The sequence below is a fragment of the Limibacillus halophilus genome, assembly GCF_014191775.1.
GTDB lineage: Bacteria > Pseudomonadota > Alphaproteobacteria > Kiloniellales > CECT-8803 > Limibacillus > Limibacillus halophilus.
The window spans coordinates 214235-232543 of sequence record NZ_JACHXA010000003.1 but is presented as its reverse complement, the minus strand read 5'-3'; the positions used below and the strand labels follow the sequence as shown (position 1 = coordinate 232543).

The window sequence follows — 18309 nt, the reverse complement described above, 5'->3', positions numbered from 1 at the left end:
GCCCAACCCTGACTGGAGGTTTCATGTCGAAGGATCTGGTTGATCTCAATGCGGAGGAGTTGATCGAAGGATATCGACGTCGCCGGTTTTCGCCGGTGGAAGTCGTGGACGCAGTGATTGAGAGGGCGGAGTCAATTAACCCGGCGCTCAACGCTTTCGTCCTCATCGATGCCGACTGCGGACGCCGGATGGCCCGTGAATCGGAAGCGCGCTGGGCAAAGGGGGAACCGCTCGGGTTGCTGGACGGCGTACCGCTACCGTTGAAGGATCTATTGCTCACCAAGGGGTGGCCGTCACTGAAGGGGTCCCACCATACCTCCGCCGACGGGTCTTGGGATCAAGACTCTCCGGTCGTCGCGCGACTGCGCGAAGCGGGCGCGGTTTTTTTCGCCAAAACCACTACGCCGGAATTCGGCTGGAAAGGGCTGACCGACAGCCCGCGGTTTGGCATCACTCGGAATCCCTGGAACCCGCAAAAGACGCCTGGCGGTTCGTCCGGCGGCGCTGCGGTTGCCGCGGCTTGCGGTTGTGGTCCCATAGCCCAGGGCGGGGACGCGGGTGGATCCATCCGCATACCGGCTGGATTCACAGGAGTTTTCGGGATCAAACCGACTTTCGGCCGTGTGCCCGCCTTTCCGCCCAGCCCGTTTTCCGGCCTAACCCAGCATGGTCCCATGACGCGAACGGTTGCCGACGCCGCCAGGGCGCTGACCGTCATGGCCAAGCCTGATCCAATCGACTTCAACGGCTTGCCTTATGAGGGCGAAGATTACCTGCAAAGCACCCGGCAACCGTTAGAGCCGTTGCGGATTGCTTTTTCGCCGACCCTGAATGGCGCCGCCGTAGACCCGGAAGTGGCGGCGCTTGTCGCCCAGGCCGCTGCTCGCTTCGAGGAGATGGGTTGTCGGGTTGAGCAGGCGGAACCTCCAATGAAGGACGTTTACGACATCATAATGACCTACTGGCGGGCAGGCGCCGCTGGGCTTTTCCGGGCACTGGGCGATGTCGATCGTGATCTATTCGATCCGGGGCTGCGGGCGATCGCGGAAGAGGGGATGAAGCTTAGCTTGGCTGACTTCCAAGCGGCTGAAAAAGCACGCAACGAGATGGGCAGCGCCGTGCGTCAGTTTCACGAGCAATATGACCTGCTGCTGACTCCGAGCTTGCCGATTACGGCCTTTGATGCCGGGCATGACGTTCCGCCGAAATCCGGGATGCGATACTGGATCGACTGGACTCCTTTCTCCTATCCTTTCAACCTGACGCGACAACCTGCCGCTAGCTTGCCTTGTGGGGTTGCAAGTAACGGATTACCGGTGGGATTGCAGATAGTAGGTCCACTTTACCAGGAGGGCAGAATTTTGCGATCTGCCTGGAATTACGAAAGAAATTACGGTTTCCCGGAACTTCCGTCGATGAATTAGGTCTTGTGTCGTTTATTGTATTATGCAAGATTACCGTGCAAGAAAGAGACTGCTCCGGCAGTCTATTTCGGTGAGTTCAGAGCGCTGATTTGAACCTGGCGCTCCGGGTTTTCGGACCTGTTATCCTTCACCCTGGCCCCCCAGGGTTCAACTCGAGGCGAGAAGCTATCAAGCTTTTCGCCTCTTTTTTTGTCATTTTCTTTGCCTCACTGCGGGTGCCGTGGCATCAAGCAGACATGGCATTGGGGCGGGGAACATCAGGTCTTGACCAAGGAGGGCGCGGCGCCGTGGCCGCCGGGCACCCGGTTACGGCGGCGGCCGCTGCCGAAATGCTGTCAGCGGGTGGTAACGCATTCGATGCCGCTGTCGCCGGTGTCGCTGCCGCCTGTGTTGCCGAACCGGTGCTGGCGTCCCTGGGTGGCGGCGGCTTTCTGACCGCGATGGCGGTAGATGGCGCGCCGCAAGTATACGATTTCTTTGTTCAGACGCCTAAGCGAAAGCGCCCGGCGGCTGTGCTCGACTTTGCCCCTATTGCTTGTGATTTTGGACCCGCCGTGCAGACATTTCATGCCGGAATGGGAGCCGCGGCGACACCGGGGATCCCGGCCGGCCTGTTTGCGGTGCAGCGGGACCTTGGAAGCCTGCCGATGAGCGATCTTCTGGCCCCGGCCATTAAAGCCGCAAGGGATGGTGTCGCATGGCGTCCGTTTGAAGGTTATGCTTTTGGCATTGTCGAAGGTATCTGGCGATATACGCCCGGGACCGCGGCATTGATCGACGGGTTTTCAGAAACAGAACCACTGCGGCAGCCCGCGCTCGCGGATACGTTGGACGGCCTTGCCTGCGAAGGGGAGGCCTTGTTTTACCGCGGCGAAATAGGCGCCCGTCTCGCGTTGTTGGCGCGTGAGTGCGGCGGCCATCTGACGATGGACGACCTGCGGGGCTACGCCGTACAGCGGCAACCTGCGCTGGCGGCCTCGTTCGCCCGGGCCCGCATCTGGACCGCGCCACCGCCGTCATCGGGTGGGCTTTTGATTGCCTTTGCCCTCGGCTTGCTCGAAGCGCTTGGCGATACCGACGATACCGCATTGTTACTGGCGCAGGTTATGGCCGCGACGAACAAGGCTCGCATTGATTCCGGTCTAGCCCTGGCCGAAAACGAGGTGGAAGAGACGCGTGCCATGGGTCACCTTCTATCGCCCGAAACTGTGATGCGTTATCGGAAGGCGATCTTAAATCGCAGTGCAACGGCGCGTGGAACGACGCATCTGAGCATTGTTGACTCGAAAGGCAACCTGGCAGCGGTCACGCTATCCAATGGCGAGGGATGTGGATACATGATCCCGGGCACCGGGATTCACATCAACAACATGCTCGGCGAAGAAGACCTCAATCCTAGGGGTTTTCATCGTTGGACTCCGGACAGCCGAATGATCTCTATGATGTCGCCGACCGTAGCCATGCTTGATGGTGATCGTCGAATAGCGTTGGGTTCGGGGGGATCAAATCGGCTGAGAACGGCGATCTTGCAGGTGTTGAGAAACCGCCTAACCCACGGCTGTACGCTGGCGGAGGCCGTCGCTGCACCACGCTTGCATGTGGAGGGCACGCGCTTGTCGCACGAACCGGGAGCCGTTTCCGAGCGGCAAATCTCCGACCTTGCCGCGCAATTTGAACTTGAACCCTGGCCCGAGGCCAACATGTTCTTTGGCGGCGTGCATGCCGTCGAATACAAAAGCGGCGGCCCTTTTCAGGCCGCCGCCGACGCCCGTCGCGCAGGCGTTTCCCTAATTCTTTAGCAAGGCCGCGGCCTTTGCACCTGACAAAGATCAGGCAGCTTTTGACTCGTCGCGGGTCTTGGTGATGTAGGCGCGTGCGCAATGTTCCTGGCAGTAGGGCTTGCCCGAGACCGCCGGTTCGCCGCAGAAATGGAAATCATTCTCGCCAGGGTCACCAATCGGCCATAGGCAGGCGGAGTTGGCGCTCTTCACCACGGAGCGCTTCTTGAGCGCGGGACGGGCCACGCGAGGTTCGTGGCTGTGGGTTTGGGCAGCAACCGGTGTCGCAGGACGACACTCCATCTTACCGATACGATCAGGTGTTTTGATCATCGGCTTGGTCGTGCGGGGTTTTGTGCTGCCGCCGCGCTTGATAGGCGATGGACGCGCGGGTAGGTTTAACCGATGCGCTTTGCCAACGACGGCGTTTTTTGAAACACCAAGCGTTTTACCAATCTCAGAAGCGCTCAATCCCTGTTCCCAAAGGCGTGTCAGCTCGCTAATTCGCTCGTCTGTCCAGGACATGGTTCGCTCCTCCAATCGGGTAGTTTCTGACTATATCTAGTAGTATCCTGCTTCTACATCCACGATATTGAGTGTCTATCAGGGAGTCGAGTCGCGCGAAGGGATTTCCTGTGGATAGAATGGGCGCCATGATTTTGCTGTTTACGGACTTTGGAGTGGAAGGCCCTTACGTCGGCCAGATCAAAGCGGTGTTGGCAAAGCGTTTGCCTGGGCAACCGGTTGTCGATCTGATGCACGATGCACCGCGCTTCCGTCCGATCGAAGCCGGACAATTGCTGGCGCATCTCCTGGAGGACGTACCGGTCGGATCGAGTCTTGTCTGCGTCGTCGATCCTGGCGTGGGAGGCGCCCGGCGGCCGTTGCTGATGGAGGCCGACGGACGGTTTTTCAGCGGGCCTGACAATGGTTTGTTGGTGGAAGTTGCGCGCGCGGCGCGATCACTGCGCTGCCACGAGATACTTTGGCGGCCAAAGCGATTGTCGAGTTCATTTCATGGACGCGACATCTTTGCGCCGGCGCTAGCCTCGCAGATCGCCGGGAAGCCCATCAAGCAGCGACAGATAGCGAGCGACAGTTTGGTTGGTTGGGATGACCCCGCCGACCCCGCTCGCATCATTTATATCGACGGATTTGGCAACCTGATGACCGGGCTCGATGACGCCATGATGGAGGGCGTACGGGTGCTCAAGGTGGGTCGACGGAAAATTTCACGTGCCCGCACTTTTGACGAGGTGCAAGAAGGGGCCATCTTCTGGTACTTTAATTCTCTGGGCCTCGTTGAGATTGCCGTCAACCAAGGGTCGGCCGCTGAGCTCTTAGGGATGCAGGTTGGTAGCGGCGTAACGCTTTCCTGAGAGCAAGCCGTTTGCTGAGGCAGACTCGTCGCCGCAAGACAAGTTAATGCCCAGGCACCAGCTTAGGGTGCGCATTCTGGAGGGGCCTAGTGGCCTTTTGGGAAAGGGGCAAACCATGCAGATTGTTATCGATAGCACTGACTTTCGCCGTCTGTCCGAAGGGACACGGGATGAAATCCTGGCTGTGTTTTCCGGGACTCGTCCAGCCAGCAAGAATGTCTCACCGGTACCCGTGCCGGCTCGCCGGGAAACACCGGGCTTGCGGTGGCGTGAGCCTGTGGTCCTGGACCACGACCAGGCCGCGAAGCTGGTTCATGGCTTGAGCGAGAAGCAGAAGGATATTCTGCGCGCCTTTGCAAACGCCAAAGGTCGTGCTGGCATGAAAGCCCTGACAAAGATCACTGGTGACAAGCATCTCAGCACCATCTCCCAGTTTCAGAATCTCGTTACGCGCAAGCTGCGCCGGATTATCGACGACCCGGACAAGAAGGCACAGCTTTTTGCCTGGGACTTCGACAAAACGAAATGGGATGAGGGTGATACGACCATCATCGATGGGGAGTATTTCGTGGCGCTTCCGACCGCCAAGGTGTTGCGGGAAGTCTTGAAGGTCTAGGTGCCGTACCTTCACGAACAGCTCTTCTTCATTGGCTCCTTTCTAGCGGCCCTTGAATAGCGGCGGGCGTTTTTCCTTGAAGGCTGTCACGCCTTCGGCGAAATCCTCGCCGCGCGCTGCCTCTGCCTGAAGAGCGCACTCCAGGTCCAACTGCTCGCCGTAGCCTTGATCATAGCTGCGTGCGAGCGCCTGCTTTATGCGACCGAAGCTGGCCGTTGGTCCATTTGCCAGCCGTTCTGCCAAGTCATCGGTGGCGGACCTCAAAGTCTCGTCCGGCACGCAACCGTGGATCATGCCCCAGGATTGCGCGGTTGCGGCGTCAACCGGCTCGGCGGTCAGCATCATCGCCCTGGCGCGGGCCTCGCCGATTAAACGCGGTAGAATCCAACTGCTTCCGCAGTCCGGAATTAGGCCAATTCGCGCAAAAGCCTGCAGAAAACTCGCACTCTCTCCAGCCAGCACGAGGTCGCAGGTCAATGCAAGGCTGCATCCGGCTCCAGCGGCAATACCGCCGACCTCGGCAATCACCGGCTTGCGCAGATTGCGGATGCGCTGAAGGAGAGGGTGGTAGAAGCGGTCGAGGGAAAGTGCGACGGCTTCGGCAATGTCGCCCTCTTGAAGCAGAGCGGCTTCACCCAGGTCTTGTCCGGCACAAAACGCGCGGCCTTCACCACCCAGAATCGCCACGCGGATGTTGCTGTCGCCTTCGACGGTGCGAAAGGCTGCATCCAGTTCGCTCAGCATCTCGCGTGTGATAGCGTTCAACTTGTCGGGCCTGTTGAGGCGAATGCGCGCGATGCCGGACGCTTGCTGGAAAAGGATTGTATCAAATGCCATCTCGATTACCTTCCACTGCGTAAACGGTTAGTCGCTTGAACTCTTGTGCGTTGATTTGGTTCTTTCAAAAAGGGTACAGAAGGCGGATGCAGCGACAAAGCGAAACGGCGAAAGGTAGCGGTTTTCTGATTGCCGGGGCCGTCTTTGGTTTTCTGGGCGTGGCGTCCGGAGCTTTTGCTGCGCATGCCCTGAGGGGATCCTTGACGTCGGAGGCCATGGATTGGCTTGCAACCGCGTCACAGTACTGGCTGGTTCATGCGGCGGTCCTGGTTGCGCTAGCCGCGCTCTTGTCAGGCCCACAGCGGCAGGTTGGCCGATTACTGTTGTTTTCCGGATGGGGCATGGTCGCCGGTGGGCTCGCGTTTTCCGGGTCTCTGGCGGTTCTGGCGATAGGGGGACCGCATTTCCTGGTTTGGGTGACGCCACTGGGCGGTAGCTTACTTCTGCTCTCCTGGCTGTCGCTGGCGGGAGCGGGGCTGATGCGCCTGCGCAATTAGGTATCTTTGAGCGCGCGCGGCAAGACTGCTATATCAGCTTTTGGTCAATGACTATGTCAAAGGCTGGCCAAGTATCGAAAGGGATTGCCGAAAGTGAGTGACACGCAAAAGATCGACCAGGAACTGGATGCGCGTGGGTTGAAGTGTCCCCTGCCGGTTCTCAAAGCAAGGAAGGCGATGAAAGCGATTCCGCCCGGCGGATTGTTGCGAGTCCTGGCGACTGACCCGAGCGCGGTGGAGGACTTTCAGGCGTTCTGCCGGACGACGGGAGATCACTTGTTGGAAAGCGCAGAAGAACAGGGGCTGTATCGCTTTCTTTTGCGCAAGAAAGCCTGATCTATTCCCCCGCGGGCTGCAGAACGGCCTCACCTGTTTGACCTTGAACCTTCTGAGCGTCGGATTTCTTGAGTTTCCTGTTCTCCAGTGGCCCGACCAGGAAGGTCAGCATCGGCGGTATAATCAGCAGCGTCAGCAGGGCCGATAGCGACAGCCCACCCAGCACCACCGACCCGAGCCCCCGATAAAGTTCGGACCCCGCGCCTGGAAACAGCACCAGAGGCAACATTCCAAAAACCGATGTCAGGGTCGACATGAAGATCGGTCGGATACGGTTGCGGGTTGCCTCAAGAATGGCGGCTGTCGCCTCCAGGCCCTCCTCGCGAACATGGAACAGCGTTTGATGGACGATCAGAATGGCATTGTTGACGACGATACCGATCAGGATCACGAAGCCTAACAGCGTCAACATGTCCATCGGCTGGTAAACATAGGTGTTCAGCGCTGCCAACCCACCAATGCCACCGGCCGCAGCGAGCGGTACGGCGAGCAGAATGATCAATGGATAAATAAAGCTCTCGAACAGAACCGCCATCACCAGATAGACGATGACGATGGCAAGGAGCAGATCCAGCACCATGGCGTCCCAGGTTTCACTGAGTTTGTCGGCCGTGCCGGAAATGGTCATGGACATTCCAGGCGGCAGGCCCTCCGCGATCATGGGACCAATCACTTTTTCCTGCAGTATCTCGACCGCCTGCTCCAAGGGAAGTTGAGCGATGGGGCGAATCTCCAGTGTGATGGTGCGGAGTCGGTCACGATGCCGAATTTCCGTCGGGCCAGACGTCAACTCAACCTTTGCCAGGGATCCGGCGGGAATTATCTGGCCGATTTGCGTCACGACAGGAAGATTGGCAATGCCTTGTGTTTCCGTGATCTCCGATTCCGGGCCACGCAATGTCAGGTCCAACTGCTGTGTCCCGACCGTGACTTCAACGACGCGCAAGCCGTCGTTGAAGGCGTCGATCGTGTCGGCCAGTTCCTGTGCAGTGACACCGTTGTCGGCAAGCCGAATGCGATCTGGCAGAACGCGCAGTTCCGGCGCGCCTAATTCGAGACCCGGATTCGGGCGGTACTGATTTCCGACCTCGCGCGGCAGCACGGCTTGCGCCCTGCCAAAGGCCTCCTGTGCTACACCAACGATCTCCTCCAAATCGGGCCCACGGATATCGAGATCAATCTTGCGCCCGGAACCGATGCCGCGTCCGAAAATAGAGGGCTGGCTGATGAACCCGAATGTGCCGGGCTCCACGAACGCGTGTTGCTGGAGGACCGGTATCAACTCCGCAGCCTTTTGTGATTCGGCGGAAATGGCGCCTAAGAAAGTGTTTCCGCGCGTTGCTACGAAGAAGAAGCGCTCGATCTTCGGAGGCCCGCCGAGCTCCCGCTCCGGTCCTGATTCGGTGACCCAAAGGGGTTTGATTTCCTGTTCAATCTTGCCGGCGATCTCGGCCATGGTTGGCAGATTGTATCCGGGTGGCGGTACAATGACGCCAAACACCAGGTTACGGTTGCCCTCCGGCAGGTATTCCAGTTTGGGAAGGAAAACCCAAGCGCTGAAGGCGGCAGCACAGGTAACCGTCCCTACCACCAGGAATGCAACAATTTTGCGCCGCACGACGACGGACAGGAAGCCAAGGACGAAGCGCACGAACACTTGAGCCAGATCATCGATGATTGGCAGTCGAATTTTGGTTAGCGAGCGTTCCTTGTCACGATCACTGGTCAATCCGAAGAGCTTGCTGGAGAGGGCCGGTATCACCGTGACCGAGACCAGCAGCGATAGTAGGACCGAAACCGAAATTGCAACCGCGATGTCCCGGAAAAGCTGCCCGACTTCCAATTCCATGATCAGAATCGGGATGAAAACCATTACCGTCGTGAGAGCAGATACGAGCACGGCTCCCCAAACCTGATTCGCGCCGATAAATGCGGCCTCTCTGGCGCTGTATCCGCGTTCGCGCAGGCGGTAGATGTTCTCCAGCACGACAATGGCGGCGTCGACCACCATGCCTACGGAAAATGCCAGCCCGGCCAGTGAGATAACGTTGATGGAACGACCGAGCGCGGCCATGGCGACGAACGCGCCGATGACCGATACAGGAATGGCCAGGGAGATGACCAGGGTTGCGCGGAATGAGCGAAGGAACAGCAGCAACAGAATTGCAGCCAATGAACCGCCGATATAGATGTTCTGTTCGACCAGATCGATGGCTGAGTTGATGTAGACGGTTTCATCGTAAACCTGATTGACCTGCAGTCCGGCATTCGGCACGACGAAGGCATTGAGGTCGTCCAACGCTTCACGAATGCCGCGCATCGTCTCGATGACGTTGGCGCCGGTGTCGCGAACGGCGTTGAATGCGATGGTGGATTGTCCGAGTTGGCGGATCGTCGCCGTGGGTTCTTTGTATGAGAAAGCAACCTTGGCGATATCACCAATTGTCACGCGCGCCAGCCGGCCGGTTGCAGCGTCCTCGAAGGAGCGTACAACCACGGAACGAACCGCTTCCAGGCTGTCGAGCTCGCCTTCGGTCCGCACCACGTAGCGGCGCTTGCCTTCTTCCACGTCTCCGGCCGAGGTATTGGTGTTGGCGCGCCGCAGTGCTTCTATTATCCGGGTAACTGTCAGGCCATAGCGGGCCATCCGCTCGGGCTCCACAACAACCTGGATTTCCCTTTCCGATCCGCCGAAGTAGTTGACTTTCGCAACACCGGGGACCCGTTCGATGCGCTCGGCTATGACATCTTCGACGAAGTCGCCGAAGGTGTGTATCGGCTGCTCAACGCCTGGTAGACGCGTGACGACAAACCATGCAATGGGATTGTCTTCCGAGCCGGAGGTGTCCAGCGTCGGCTCGTCGGCCTCATCGGGATAGCTAGGCACCCGGTCCAGCCTGTTGGCGGTCAACAGCAAGGCACGATCCATATTCGTGCCGACTGCAAACTCGAGAGTGACACGAGCGCGGCCGGTCTCGGCCCGAGAGGTAATCTCCTCCAGCCCCTCCAGCCCCTTGAGGACATCCTCCTGTTCGACGACGATCTCACGTTCGATTTCCGCCGGCGCGGCTCCGGCCCATGTTGTCTCGATAGTAATCGTCGGTTGCCGCACATCCGGCGCCAATTGGATGGGAATGGCCTGAAGCGCCACCATCCCGAAGAGCACCACCATCAAGACCACGGCAATGACGGCGATGGGCCTCTCGATAGCGCCGCGAATCAGGTTCATCCCTGCGGCTCCTGCTTTGGCTGACTCGAAGGCGTAGAATCAGCCGGGGCCGCCTGGCCGTTTAGAACCTGAACTTCCTGGCCTGGACGCAATCGCTCGTTGCCGCGTATCACGGCCTGCTCGCCGTCTTCCAAGCCGCTGATCACTTCGAAACGGGCGCCGCTTGCTTCTCCAAGCGTCACTTCGCGGACCTCTGCCTTTCCATCGACGATCACGAAAACGGTCGTTCCATCACCCCGACGGAGAATCGCGTCCTTATGTACCGTCATCACCTCCCTGGGGGCGCTAACCGGGACCAGGACCGTGACGGATTGCTCGGCGGCCAGGTTGGCGCCATTACCCGACAGATCTGGCACGAAGCGTACCGGTCGTGTCCGCGTTAACGGATTTTCCGAAGGCACGATCGCGCGGACACGCGCCGTGTATCGGTGCGTGCCACTGTCCAAGGTGATTTCGACGGTGCTGCCGGGGGTCAGGCCAGCCAGCCGATTCGCCGGAACATCGGCTTCGACTTCCAGATCGCTGTCGGCGATCATGCGCACCACCGGGTCTCCCAAGCTTACGAAAGCGCCGGTTTCCGTCAGCCGCTGTGTCACAACACCGTCGTAAGGGGCTGCGACCGTTGTATAGCGAAGATCGATCTCGGCGAGCGTCAAAGCAGACTGCGCGCGGTTAACCAGGGCCTTGGCCACGGTAATGCGTGCGGTAGCGGCATTGACGGTTTGCAATTGGTCTTCAAAGCGTGCGCCGCTGAAAGCCGAGGACCCTTTGAGCCCTTCGATCCGCTTCAGGTTCTGCCGTTCCAGGTTGAGCTCCGCATCACGCACTTGGAGGTTTGCCTTGGCGTTGTCCAACGCCGCCGCGGCGTCATCGCGGATGGCCTTCAAACGCTCCTCGTCTAAATGGGCGATTGGATCGCCTGCATTCAGGCGATCGCCAACCTCCACGACAAATCGCTCGATTGCACCGGAGGTGCGAGCGGCAACCACGCCGGCCTGTCTGGGGACAAGGCGCCCCAGAACCGGAACTTTCTGCGACAGGAGCGTGCTGCGGACGGCATCCACGCGCACGGCCATGGCTTGCTGCCCCTGAGCCTGAGTTGCTGCGGGTAGGATGGCCATTGAGGCGGCAAGAAACAGCCCTGTCACAACCATCGGCGCGCGCTGCAGCCAGCTAACACACGCAGCCTTTCGATCAGCTTTCACTGGACCAATGTCCTTTTGCTCTCAATCATGGTTTGAGGAACGGGAGATCGTTACAGAAGTCTATCATTAACGCCAGTTTTCAATTGCACCGCCGGAGCCGCGGTTATAGGTGAGCAGAAGGGCGAAAGGTAAGTCAAATGACAACGTTGCTATACAGCCACCAGGCCTGTTTGGCACATGATACCGGGACGATGCACCCGGAGAGTCCCGCTCGCTTGGACGCTGTTATTGCTGCATTGGAAGAGCCTGGCTTCGAGGTGCTGGTTCGGCGCGACGCGCCACTTGCGGAACGGAAAACGTTGGAGCTTGCGCATTCTGCGGAGTATGTCGCGAGAATTTTTGCCGATTTGCCCAAGCGAGGACTGCGCGCTTTGGATGGCGGCGATACGCTGGTATCACCTGGGTCTGGCGAGGCCGCATTGCGTGCGGCCGGGGCTTTGGCGGCGGCGGTTGATGCGGTCGTGGCAGAGGAGGCGCGCAATGCCTTTTGCGCCGTGCGGCCGCCGGGGCACCATGCCGAACGCCAGACGGCAATGGGTTTCTGCCTTTTTAACAACGTCGCGATCGGTGCGCTCCATGCCCGTGTCGTACACGGCTGCCGGCGGGTTGCAGTGGTCGATTTCGATGTGCATCACGGAAACGGCACACAGGACATTTTCTGGGACGATCCCGATTTGATGCTGTTCTCGACGCATCAAATGCCGCTTTATCCGGGAACAGGTGCCGCTACCGAAAGCGGGTGCAACCACAACATTGTGAATCTGCCCTTGCCACCCATGGCCGGATCGCAACAATTTCGTCAGGCGATGAACGATTCCGTTTTTCCTCGTCTGACGCGTTTCAATCCGGATTTTATCCTGATATCGGCGGGATTCGATGCGCACACCGACGACCCCTTGGCATCCTTGTGCCTGCATGAGGATGACTTCTCCTGGGTGACGTGTGAAATCGCTGCGATAGCGGATCAGGTTTGTGGCGGACGGGTAGTCTCGACGCTGGAAGGCGGTTACGATCTGGAATCGCTCGCACGGTCTGCGGCGGCTCATGTGAAGGCGCTGATGAACGCGTGAGGTCATGACATCATTGCTGCCCACGAGGGCGGCGGAAAGGGACGACGAGAGATGAATAAGGCTGAGGCCGCTGACGAGATTGGAAAGATGAGCTTTGAAGAGGCTCTGGCTGAGCTGAAAGGCATCGTCGAGCGTCTGGAGCAGGGCGATGGAAAACTTGAAGAGTCGATCGACATTTATCAGCGCGGCGCGCTCTTGAAACAGCACTGCGATTCCAAACTACGCGCAGCGCAGGAGCGGATCGAGAAAATCACATTGACCAAGGACGGGCAGCCGACCGGCAGCGAACCCCTGGATCTGGAATAGCGTGGCATCTTTGTTTGAAACAAAACTGGCCGAAACCGCTGCGGCGGTCCAGGTGCGCCTGGATCAATTGCTGCCAATGGTGGATGGGCCCGAAGCGCAAGTCGTCGCGGCAATGCGCCTAGCTTGCCTCGCAGGCGGTAAACGTCTGCGACCCTTTCTGGTTGCAGAGTCTTCTGCTTTGTTCCAGGTGCCTCGGGAGCGGGCGCTGACCGTCGGTGCCGCGGTGGAGATGCTGCATAGCTACTCTTTGGTCCACGATGATCTTCCAGCCATGGACGACAGCGATCTCAGACGCGGGCAGCCCACATTGCACAAAACCTACGATGAGGCGACCGCGATCCTGGCGGGCGACGGCCTACTGACCGAGGCCTTTCAAGTCCTAGCGTCGCCGGAAAGCCACCCGGATCCGGCTATCAGGATCGAACTTACCGCGGCATTGGCACGTGCCGCGGGCGCGGCTGGGATGGTCGGCGGCCAGATGATCGACGTTGCCGCCGACCGTGGCGCGCTCCGCCTTGATTTGCCGGGAATAACAAGACTGCAGGCGCTTAAGACCGGCGCACTGATGGGATTCTCGGTCATGGCGGGGGCGATCCTCGGTTGTGCCGGGAAGCCCGAACGCACAGCTTTGGAGGATTATGCCGCGGACCTGGGGTTGGCGTTCCAGATTCGGGACGATCTTCTGGATTGCGAGGGTACGGCATCCGAACTCGGCAAGCCGGTCGGTCAGGACAAGACCCTGCAAAAAGCCACATTCGTCAGCCTTCTTGGTGCGGAGGAAGCGAGAAAAAAGGCTGCCTTGCTAGTCGATTCGGCTGTTGCGCGCCTTGATATTTTCGCTGAAAAGGCCGACCTTCTCCGGCAGGCGGCGCTGTTCGTCTTGGAGCGGCGCCTATAACCTCTGCGCGCGGTTCAAGGCTTGTCCGCGAGACAGTAGTGATAAGCGATGGGAGAGGAAGAGTTTGTCCGATAACAACACCACGCCCCTGCTCGACCAGGTAAAGCTGCCTGAAGATCTGCGGCGATTGGAAGCAAGCGCGTTGCGCCAGCTCGCCGACGAACTGCGTCAGGCAACGATCGAGGCCGTTTCGACCACCGGGGGGCACCTCGGAGCTGGGCTGGGTGTTGTGGAGTTGACGACGGCAATCCACTACGTCTTCAACACGCCGAAAGACAAGCTGATCTGGGACGTAGGCCACCAGTGCTATCCCCATAAGATTCTAACCGGGCGTCGCGACGAAATGAAAACGCTGCGCCAAGGCGGCGGGCTTTCCGGATTCACCAGCCGTAAGGAGAGTGTTTACGATCCCTTCGGTGCGGCTCACTCTTCGACGTCGATTTCAGCGGGGTTGGGATTTGCTGTTGCCCGCGATCTGGCGGGTGAGGACAGCAATGTCATCGCGGTGATCGGTGATGGAGCGCTTTCCGCTGGGATGGCCTATGAGGCAATGAACAACGCGGGCGCGCAGCGCAGCCGCTTGATTGTCATTCTGAACGACAATGATATGTCGATCGCACCGCCCGTCGGTGCCATGAGCGCCTATTTGTCGCAGCTCATTTCCTCCAAGCCCTATCAGTCGGTTCGGCATCTGGGTAAGGAGATTGCCAGTAAATTTCCACGCGCGCTTGAGAAGGCGGCGCAACGAGCCGAGGAATTCGCCAGGGGTATGCTGACCGGCGGCACCTTGTTCGAGGAGCTCGGGTTCTTCTATCTAGGGCCGATCGATGGCCACAACCTCGATCACCTGTTGCCGGTGCTCAGGAATGCGCGAGACAGTGATTATGACGGCCCGATCCTGATCCATGTCGTGACCCAGAAGGGCAAAGGCTACAAACCCGCCGAGGAATCCGCTGACAAGTACCATGGCGTCGCCAAGTTCGATGTTGTAACGGGCAAGCAAGCCAAAGCCGCTGCGGCAGCGCCCAGTTATACCAACATCTTTGCCAAAGGCCTGATCGCCGAAGCGGAGGTGGACGACCGAATCGTCGCCCTAACTGCGGCCATGCCTTCGGGTACCGGTTTGAACAAGTTCGCCGAGCGGTTTCCGAAGCGGTGTTTTGATGTCGGTATCGCCGAGCAGCATGCCGTGACCTTTGCTGCCGGACTGGCGGCGGAGGGCTTCAAGCCCTTCGCGACCATCTATTCGACCTTCTTGCAGCGGGCTTATGACCAAGTGGTCCACGACGTTGCGATCCAGGGCCTGCCGGTTCGCTTTGCCATCGACCGAGCCGGTATGGTCGGCGCCGACGGAGTGACGCACCAGGGTTCTTACGACGTGACCTACCTGGGTTGTTTGCCGGGGATGGTTTTAATGGCCGCCGCGGATGAAGCCGAGTTGATGCACATGGTGGCGACGGCAGCCACCATAGATGATCGCCCGTCCGCGTTGCGTTATCCGCGCGGCGAGGCGTCGGGACTGGTTGCCTTGCCGGACCGTGGCACGCCCCTGGAGATCGGCAAAGGCCGCATCCTGCGCGAAGGTACGCGCGTTGCCGTGTTGTCCTACGGCACGCGGATGCTTGAAGCGCTTAAGGCAGCAGAAGCACTGGGCGCACGAGGTTTGAGCACCACGGTAGCCGATGCGCGCTTTGCCAAGCCTTTGGATCAGGAACTGCTGCGCCGTTTGGCAAGCGAACATGAGGTCCTGATCACCGTCGAGGAGGGGGCCATCGGCGGCTTTGCCGCGCAGGTGGTTCATACCTTGGCATGGGAAGGGTTGCTCGATGGCGGCCTGAAGTTCCGGCCCCTTTATCTGCCGGATGTCTTCATAGATCACGACAAGCCCGAAAAGCAGTACGAGCAGGCGGGCCTAACCGCTCAGCACATCGTCAATACAGCCCTCCTCGCGTTGGGGTACAACGAGGCCGAGGCAGCGCCTGTGCGGGCCTGATCGGCGCGACGGCAGGCAAATGGCTAAGAAACGCGTTGATCAATTGCTGGTGGAGCGTGGCTTGGTGGAAACCAGGACCAAGGCCCAGGCCTTGATCATGGCAGGGCTAGTCTTCACGGGTACGCAGCGTATCGACAAACCGGGCCATCAGCTCGCCGATGACAAGCCATTATCGTTGAAAGGCCAGGACCATCCCTGGGTCAGCCGGGGCGGCTTGAAGCTTGATAAGGCGATTACCCAATTCAACCTTCCAGTCGCAGGACGAATCTGTGCGGATGTCGGGGCCTCTACCGGCGGCTTCACTGATGTGCTCTTAACGCGAGAGGCAAAGCGCGTTTATGCGGTGGATGTCGGCCATGGACAACTCGCCTGGAAGCTACGCCAGGATCCGCGCGTGGTGGTGCTGGAGCGTACCAATGCCCGTCACTTGACCGCGGACCTCATCCCAGATCCCTTGGACGCGGTCGTCTGCGATGCCTCCTTTATCGGTCTAGAGACGGTTTTGCCCGCGGCGTTGTTGCTGACCGCTCCCGGCGCTTGGCTGGCGGCGCTGATCAAACCACAGTTCGAAGTCGGTAAGGAGCGAGTCGGCAAAGGCGGTGTCGTGCGTGACGAAGCCTTGCATCAGGAAGTTTGCGAGCGGATCGGCGCCTGGGTTGCGGCGCTGCCGGGTTGGGCCGTCCTGGGTATTACCGAAAGCCCCATTACCGGACCCGAGGGCAACCGGGAGTTCCTGATAGCGGCGCAGCGGAATCTGTGAGGACCCAACGGCCGCTATTGCCTGAAGCGCGAATCTTGCAGAAGTCTGCTCTGCGGATTTCCGGTAAGCGCTTCGCTGATCGTCAACCAGCGTGCAGCGAATTGCTCCAGGCGGCTCAAGGTCGAAAGCGGCTTGCCGATTGCTTCCTCGATGAATGCGGCGAAGGGGTCCTGTTCCTCGGGGAAGGGCACCAGGGCGATGGCTTCACCTGGGGGAACTCCCGCAGCTTCTTTGGCTAAATCGATTGCGGTGCTAAGTCCGCCGAGTGCGTCCACCAAACCGACTTCCAGAGCGTCCGCGCCGCTCCAAATACGGCCACCTGCAACCGCGTCTATTTGTTCGGCATCGAAACCGCGTCCGGCGGCGGCTTTGCCCGTGAAGTCCGCGTAGACCTCATCCAACATTGTCTGAAAGAGTTCCCACTGTTCCGGAGTGAAGTCCTGTGTGGCTGAATAGAATCCGGCATTCTTGCCGGCTTCCGCGCCACCCATCGAAAGCTGCAGCTTTTCCAAAACTTCCTCGACCACGAACTTGCCCGAGACCACGCCGATTGAGCCGGTAATCGTCATCGGTTGCGCCACGATCTTGTCCGCGGCCATGGCAATGAAGTATCCGCCGGACGCCGCTAGGTTACCCATGGATACGATCACCGGCTTACCCACGGCGCGCGCGCGGGTCACTTGGTGCCAGATAGTGTCGGAGGCCACGTAGGATCCGCCTGGGCTGTCAACACGCAGGACGATGGCTTTGATAGCATCGTCTTCGATCGCATCTGAGAGGGCTTTGGCCATGCGGTCTGAGGTGATGCCACTACCGCCGCCCAGCGGTGACGGCCCGGAATCGGTGAGCGTGATTCCGCCCTGGCCGCGTACCAGCGCTATCTTCGTCGCCGAGTCGGGTGCGGGAACGCGCGAGAGGGAGGCATAACGGGCCAATCCCATCCTGGCTGACTCTGTGCTCTCGGTCGCATTCTCGATCTCAGCCTCAACCTCGTCCCAGTAACCCAGGTGATCCACCAGCCCCAGGTCCAGCGCCTGCTGACCGTTCAGTGGGGCGCTGTCGATAATCTCCCGCACTTTCGTCTCGCTCAATCCGCGCGCCTCGGCAATGCCCTTGGCGGTCTCTTGCAGGAAGGAGTCCACGAGGTCGGTGAGGTTCTCCCGGATGGCTTCTGGCTGTTCGCGCTCAGTCAAGGAACTGCCAACGCCCTTGTACTCTTCTCTTTGGTCGAAGCGTGGCACGACTCCCACCATCTCCAGGGCGCCGCCAATAAAGGGCTGCTCAAATCGGAATCCGGTGATTGGCAGGCTGGCGGACGGCTGAATCCAGACCTTCTCGAAAGCGGTGGCAAGGTAGAAGTGGGGCATGGCTTCGCCGGCTTCCCCGAAGGTTTCGGCAAAGGCGATGGTGGGTTTGCCGGATTCGCGGAACTTCAACACGGCGTCGCGCAACTCAGAGGTTTGGGCCAATCCCAAATCGCCCCGGCCTAGGTGCGCAACGACGGCCAGGACTTTCGGGTCGTCAGCGGCGCGTTCCAGAGCTTCCACCGCATCGGAAAGGAGTAGCGGTCGCTTGCCCAGTCGGGCCAAGTCGAGCAACCCGTCCTGCGGGCCGTTCTCCGCCAAACCCTGGACCAAATCGAGTTCGAGCACGGTTTCGGCGGGGATCTTCTCCTGACTGACCAGCTTCTTTACCTCGGGAACCTGCGAACCGTAGTAAATGAGCGCCGCGGTACCGGCAACCAGAATGAACCCAATACTTGCCAGCAATCCAACTATGGACTTGAGCAAGAAGACAATGATGCGCATGTTCTCTCCGCTTGGCCGTCTGACCGATTGCTTGCCACCGTTAATGTGCTTCTCACCGGGCGGCTTGTCGATTTTTGGTGCTCGTTGCGCGCACCCTTTGGTGATTATCGCCTCTAGGATGAACGCTTGGCAGCGCTCAAGCAAAGGTAACTTCAGTTAAACCTTCTATTGAA

General features: G+C 59.5%; 16 protein-coding genes. 11 read left to right on the top strand and 5 right to left on the bottom strand.

The window, feature by feature from the left end:
* Positions 1-23: 23 nt before the first annotated feature.
* Entirely contained in the window at positions 24-1424 is a 1401-nt protein-coding gene (locus FHR98_RS06910; RefSeq protein WP_183415919.1) for an amidase, read from the top strand.
* Between the two features lie 287 nt (positions 1425-1711).
* Positions 1712-3223, top strand: a complete 1512-nt coding sequence (locus tag FHR98_RS06905) for a gamma-glutamyltransferase (RefSeq protein ID WP_183415918.1) — start codon at positions 1712-1714, stop codon at positions 3221-3223.
* Between the two features lie 30 nt (positions 3224-3253).
* Here the strand turns inward: FHR98_RS06905 and FHR98_RS06900 are convergent, their stop codons facing one another.
* Entirely contained in the window at positions 3254-3727 is a 474-nt protein-coding gene (locus FHR98_RS06900; protein WP_183415917.1) for a GcrA family cell cycle regulator, read from the bottom strand.
* A 128-nt stretch (positions 3728-3855) separates the two neighbouring features.
* On the opposite strand from FHR98_RS06900, the gene FHR98_RS06895 reads away from it, so the two are divergent.
* Both FHR98_RS06895 and FHR98_RS06890 read left to right on the top strand, forming a co-directional pair.
* Entirely contained in the window at positions 3856-4581 is a 726-nt protein-coding gene (locus FHR98_RS06895) for an SAM hydrolase/SAM-dependent halogenase family protein (protein ID WP_183415916.1), read from the top strand.
* Between the two features lie 115 nt (positions 4582-4696).
* On the top strand, positions 4697-5197 hold the full coding sequence (locus FHR98_RS06890) for a hypothetical protein (protein WP_183415915.1): 501 nt from the start codon (positions 4697-4699) through the stop codon (positions 5195-5197).
* Positions 5198-5239: 42 nt separating this feature from the next.
* Here FHR98_RS06890 and FHR98_RS06885 read toward each other — a convergent pair whose 3' ends face one another.
* Complete coding sequence (locus tag FHR98_RS06885) at positions 5240-6034, bottom strand: enoyl-CoA hydratase-related protein (protein WP_183415914.1); 795 nt, start codon at positions 6032-6034, stop codon at positions 5240-5242.
* A gap of 86 nt (positions 6035-6120) precedes the next feature.
* On the opposite strand from FHR98_RS06885, the gene FHR98_RS06880 reads away from it, so the two are divergent.
* Both FHR98_RS06880 and FHR98_RS06875 read left to right on the top strand, forming a co-directional pair.
* The gene (locus FHR98_RS06880; protein WP_183415913.1) at positions 6121-6531 is read left to right on the top strand and encodes a DUF423 domain-containing protein; all 411 of its coding nucleotides are present in this window, start codon (positions 6121-6123) and stop codon (positions 6529-6531) included.
* A 93-nt stretch (positions 6532-6624) separates the two neighbouring features.
* Positions 6625-6867, top strand: coding sequence for a sulfurtransferase TusA family protein (locus FHR98_RS06875; RefSeq protein ID WP_322091223.1), 243 nt, complete (start codon positions 6625-6627; stop codon positions 6865-6867).
* Position 6868: 1 nt separating this feature from the next.
* Here the strand turns inward: FHR98_RS06875 and FHR98_RS06870 are convergent, their stop codons facing one another.
* Together FHR98_RS06870 and FHR98_RS06865 are read right to left on the bottom strand one after the other, a co-directional pair.
* On the bottom strand, positions 6869-10096 hold the full coding sequence (locus FHR98_RS06870; RefSeq protein ID WP_183415912.1) for an efflux RND transporter permease subunit: 3228 nt from the start codon (positions 10094-10096) through the stop codon (positions 6869-6871).
* A complete protein-coding gene (locus FHR98_RS06865) occupies positions 10093-11301 on the bottom strand; it encodes an efflux RND transporter periplasmic adaptor subunit (protein ID WP_183415911.1) in 1209 nt (402 codons plus the stop codon). Before FHR98_RS06865 ends, FHR98_RS06870 begins: the two co-directional genes overlap by 4 nt.
* Positions 11302-11438: 137 nt before the next feature.
* On the opposite strand from FHR98_RS06865, the gene FHR98_RS06860 reads away from it, so the two are divergent.
* The 5 genes from FHR98_RS06860 to FHR98_RS06840 all read left to right on the top strand — a co-directional run bounded on the left by FHR98_RS06860 (position 11439) and on the right by FHR98_RS06840 (position 16328).
* Positions 11439-12371, top strand: coding sequence for a histone deacetylase family protein (locus tag FHR98_RS06860; RefSeq protein ID WP_183415910.1), 933 nt, complete (start codon positions 11439-11441; stop codon positions 12369-12371).
* 51 nt (positions 12372-12422) lie between these two features.
* Positions 12423-12677, top strand: coding sequence for an exodeoxyribonuclease VII small subunit (locus FHR98_RS06855; RefSeq protein WP_183415909.1), 255 nt, complete (start codon positions 12423-12425; stop codon positions 12675-12677).
* 1 nt (position 12678) lies between these two features.
* A complete protein-coding gene (locus FHR98_RS06850) occupies positions 12679-13575 on the top strand; it encodes a polyprenyl synthetase family protein (RefSeq protein ID WP_322091222.1) in 897 nt (298 codons plus the stop codon).
* A 64-nt stretch (positions 13576-13639) separates the two neighbouring features.
* Complete coding sequence (gene dxs, locus FHR98_RS06845) at positions 13640-15568, top strand: 1-deoxy-D-xylulose-5-phosphate synthase (RefSeq protein WP_183415908.1); 1929 nt, start codon at positions 13640-13642, stop codon at positions 15566-15568.
* A gap of 19 nt (positions 15569-15587) precedes the next feature.
* Positions 15588-16328 carry a TlyA family RNA methyltransferase gene (locus tag FHR98_RS06840; RefSeq protein ID WP_183415907.1) on the top strand — a complete coding sequence of 247 codons (741 nt, stop codon included), beginning with the start codon at positions 15588-15590 and terminating at the stop codon, positions 16326-16328.
* 14 nt (positions 16329-16342) lie between these two features.
* Here FHR98_RS06840 and sppA read toward each other — a convergent pair whose 3' ends face one another.
* The gene (sppA, locus tag FHR98_RS06835) at positions 16343-18136 is read right to left on the bottom strand and encodes a signal peptide peptidase SppA (RefSeq protein WP_183415906.1); all 1794 of its coding nucleotides are present in this window, start codon (positions 18134-18136) and stop codon (positions 16343-16345) included.
* Positions 18137-18309 lie beyond the last annotated feature (173 nt).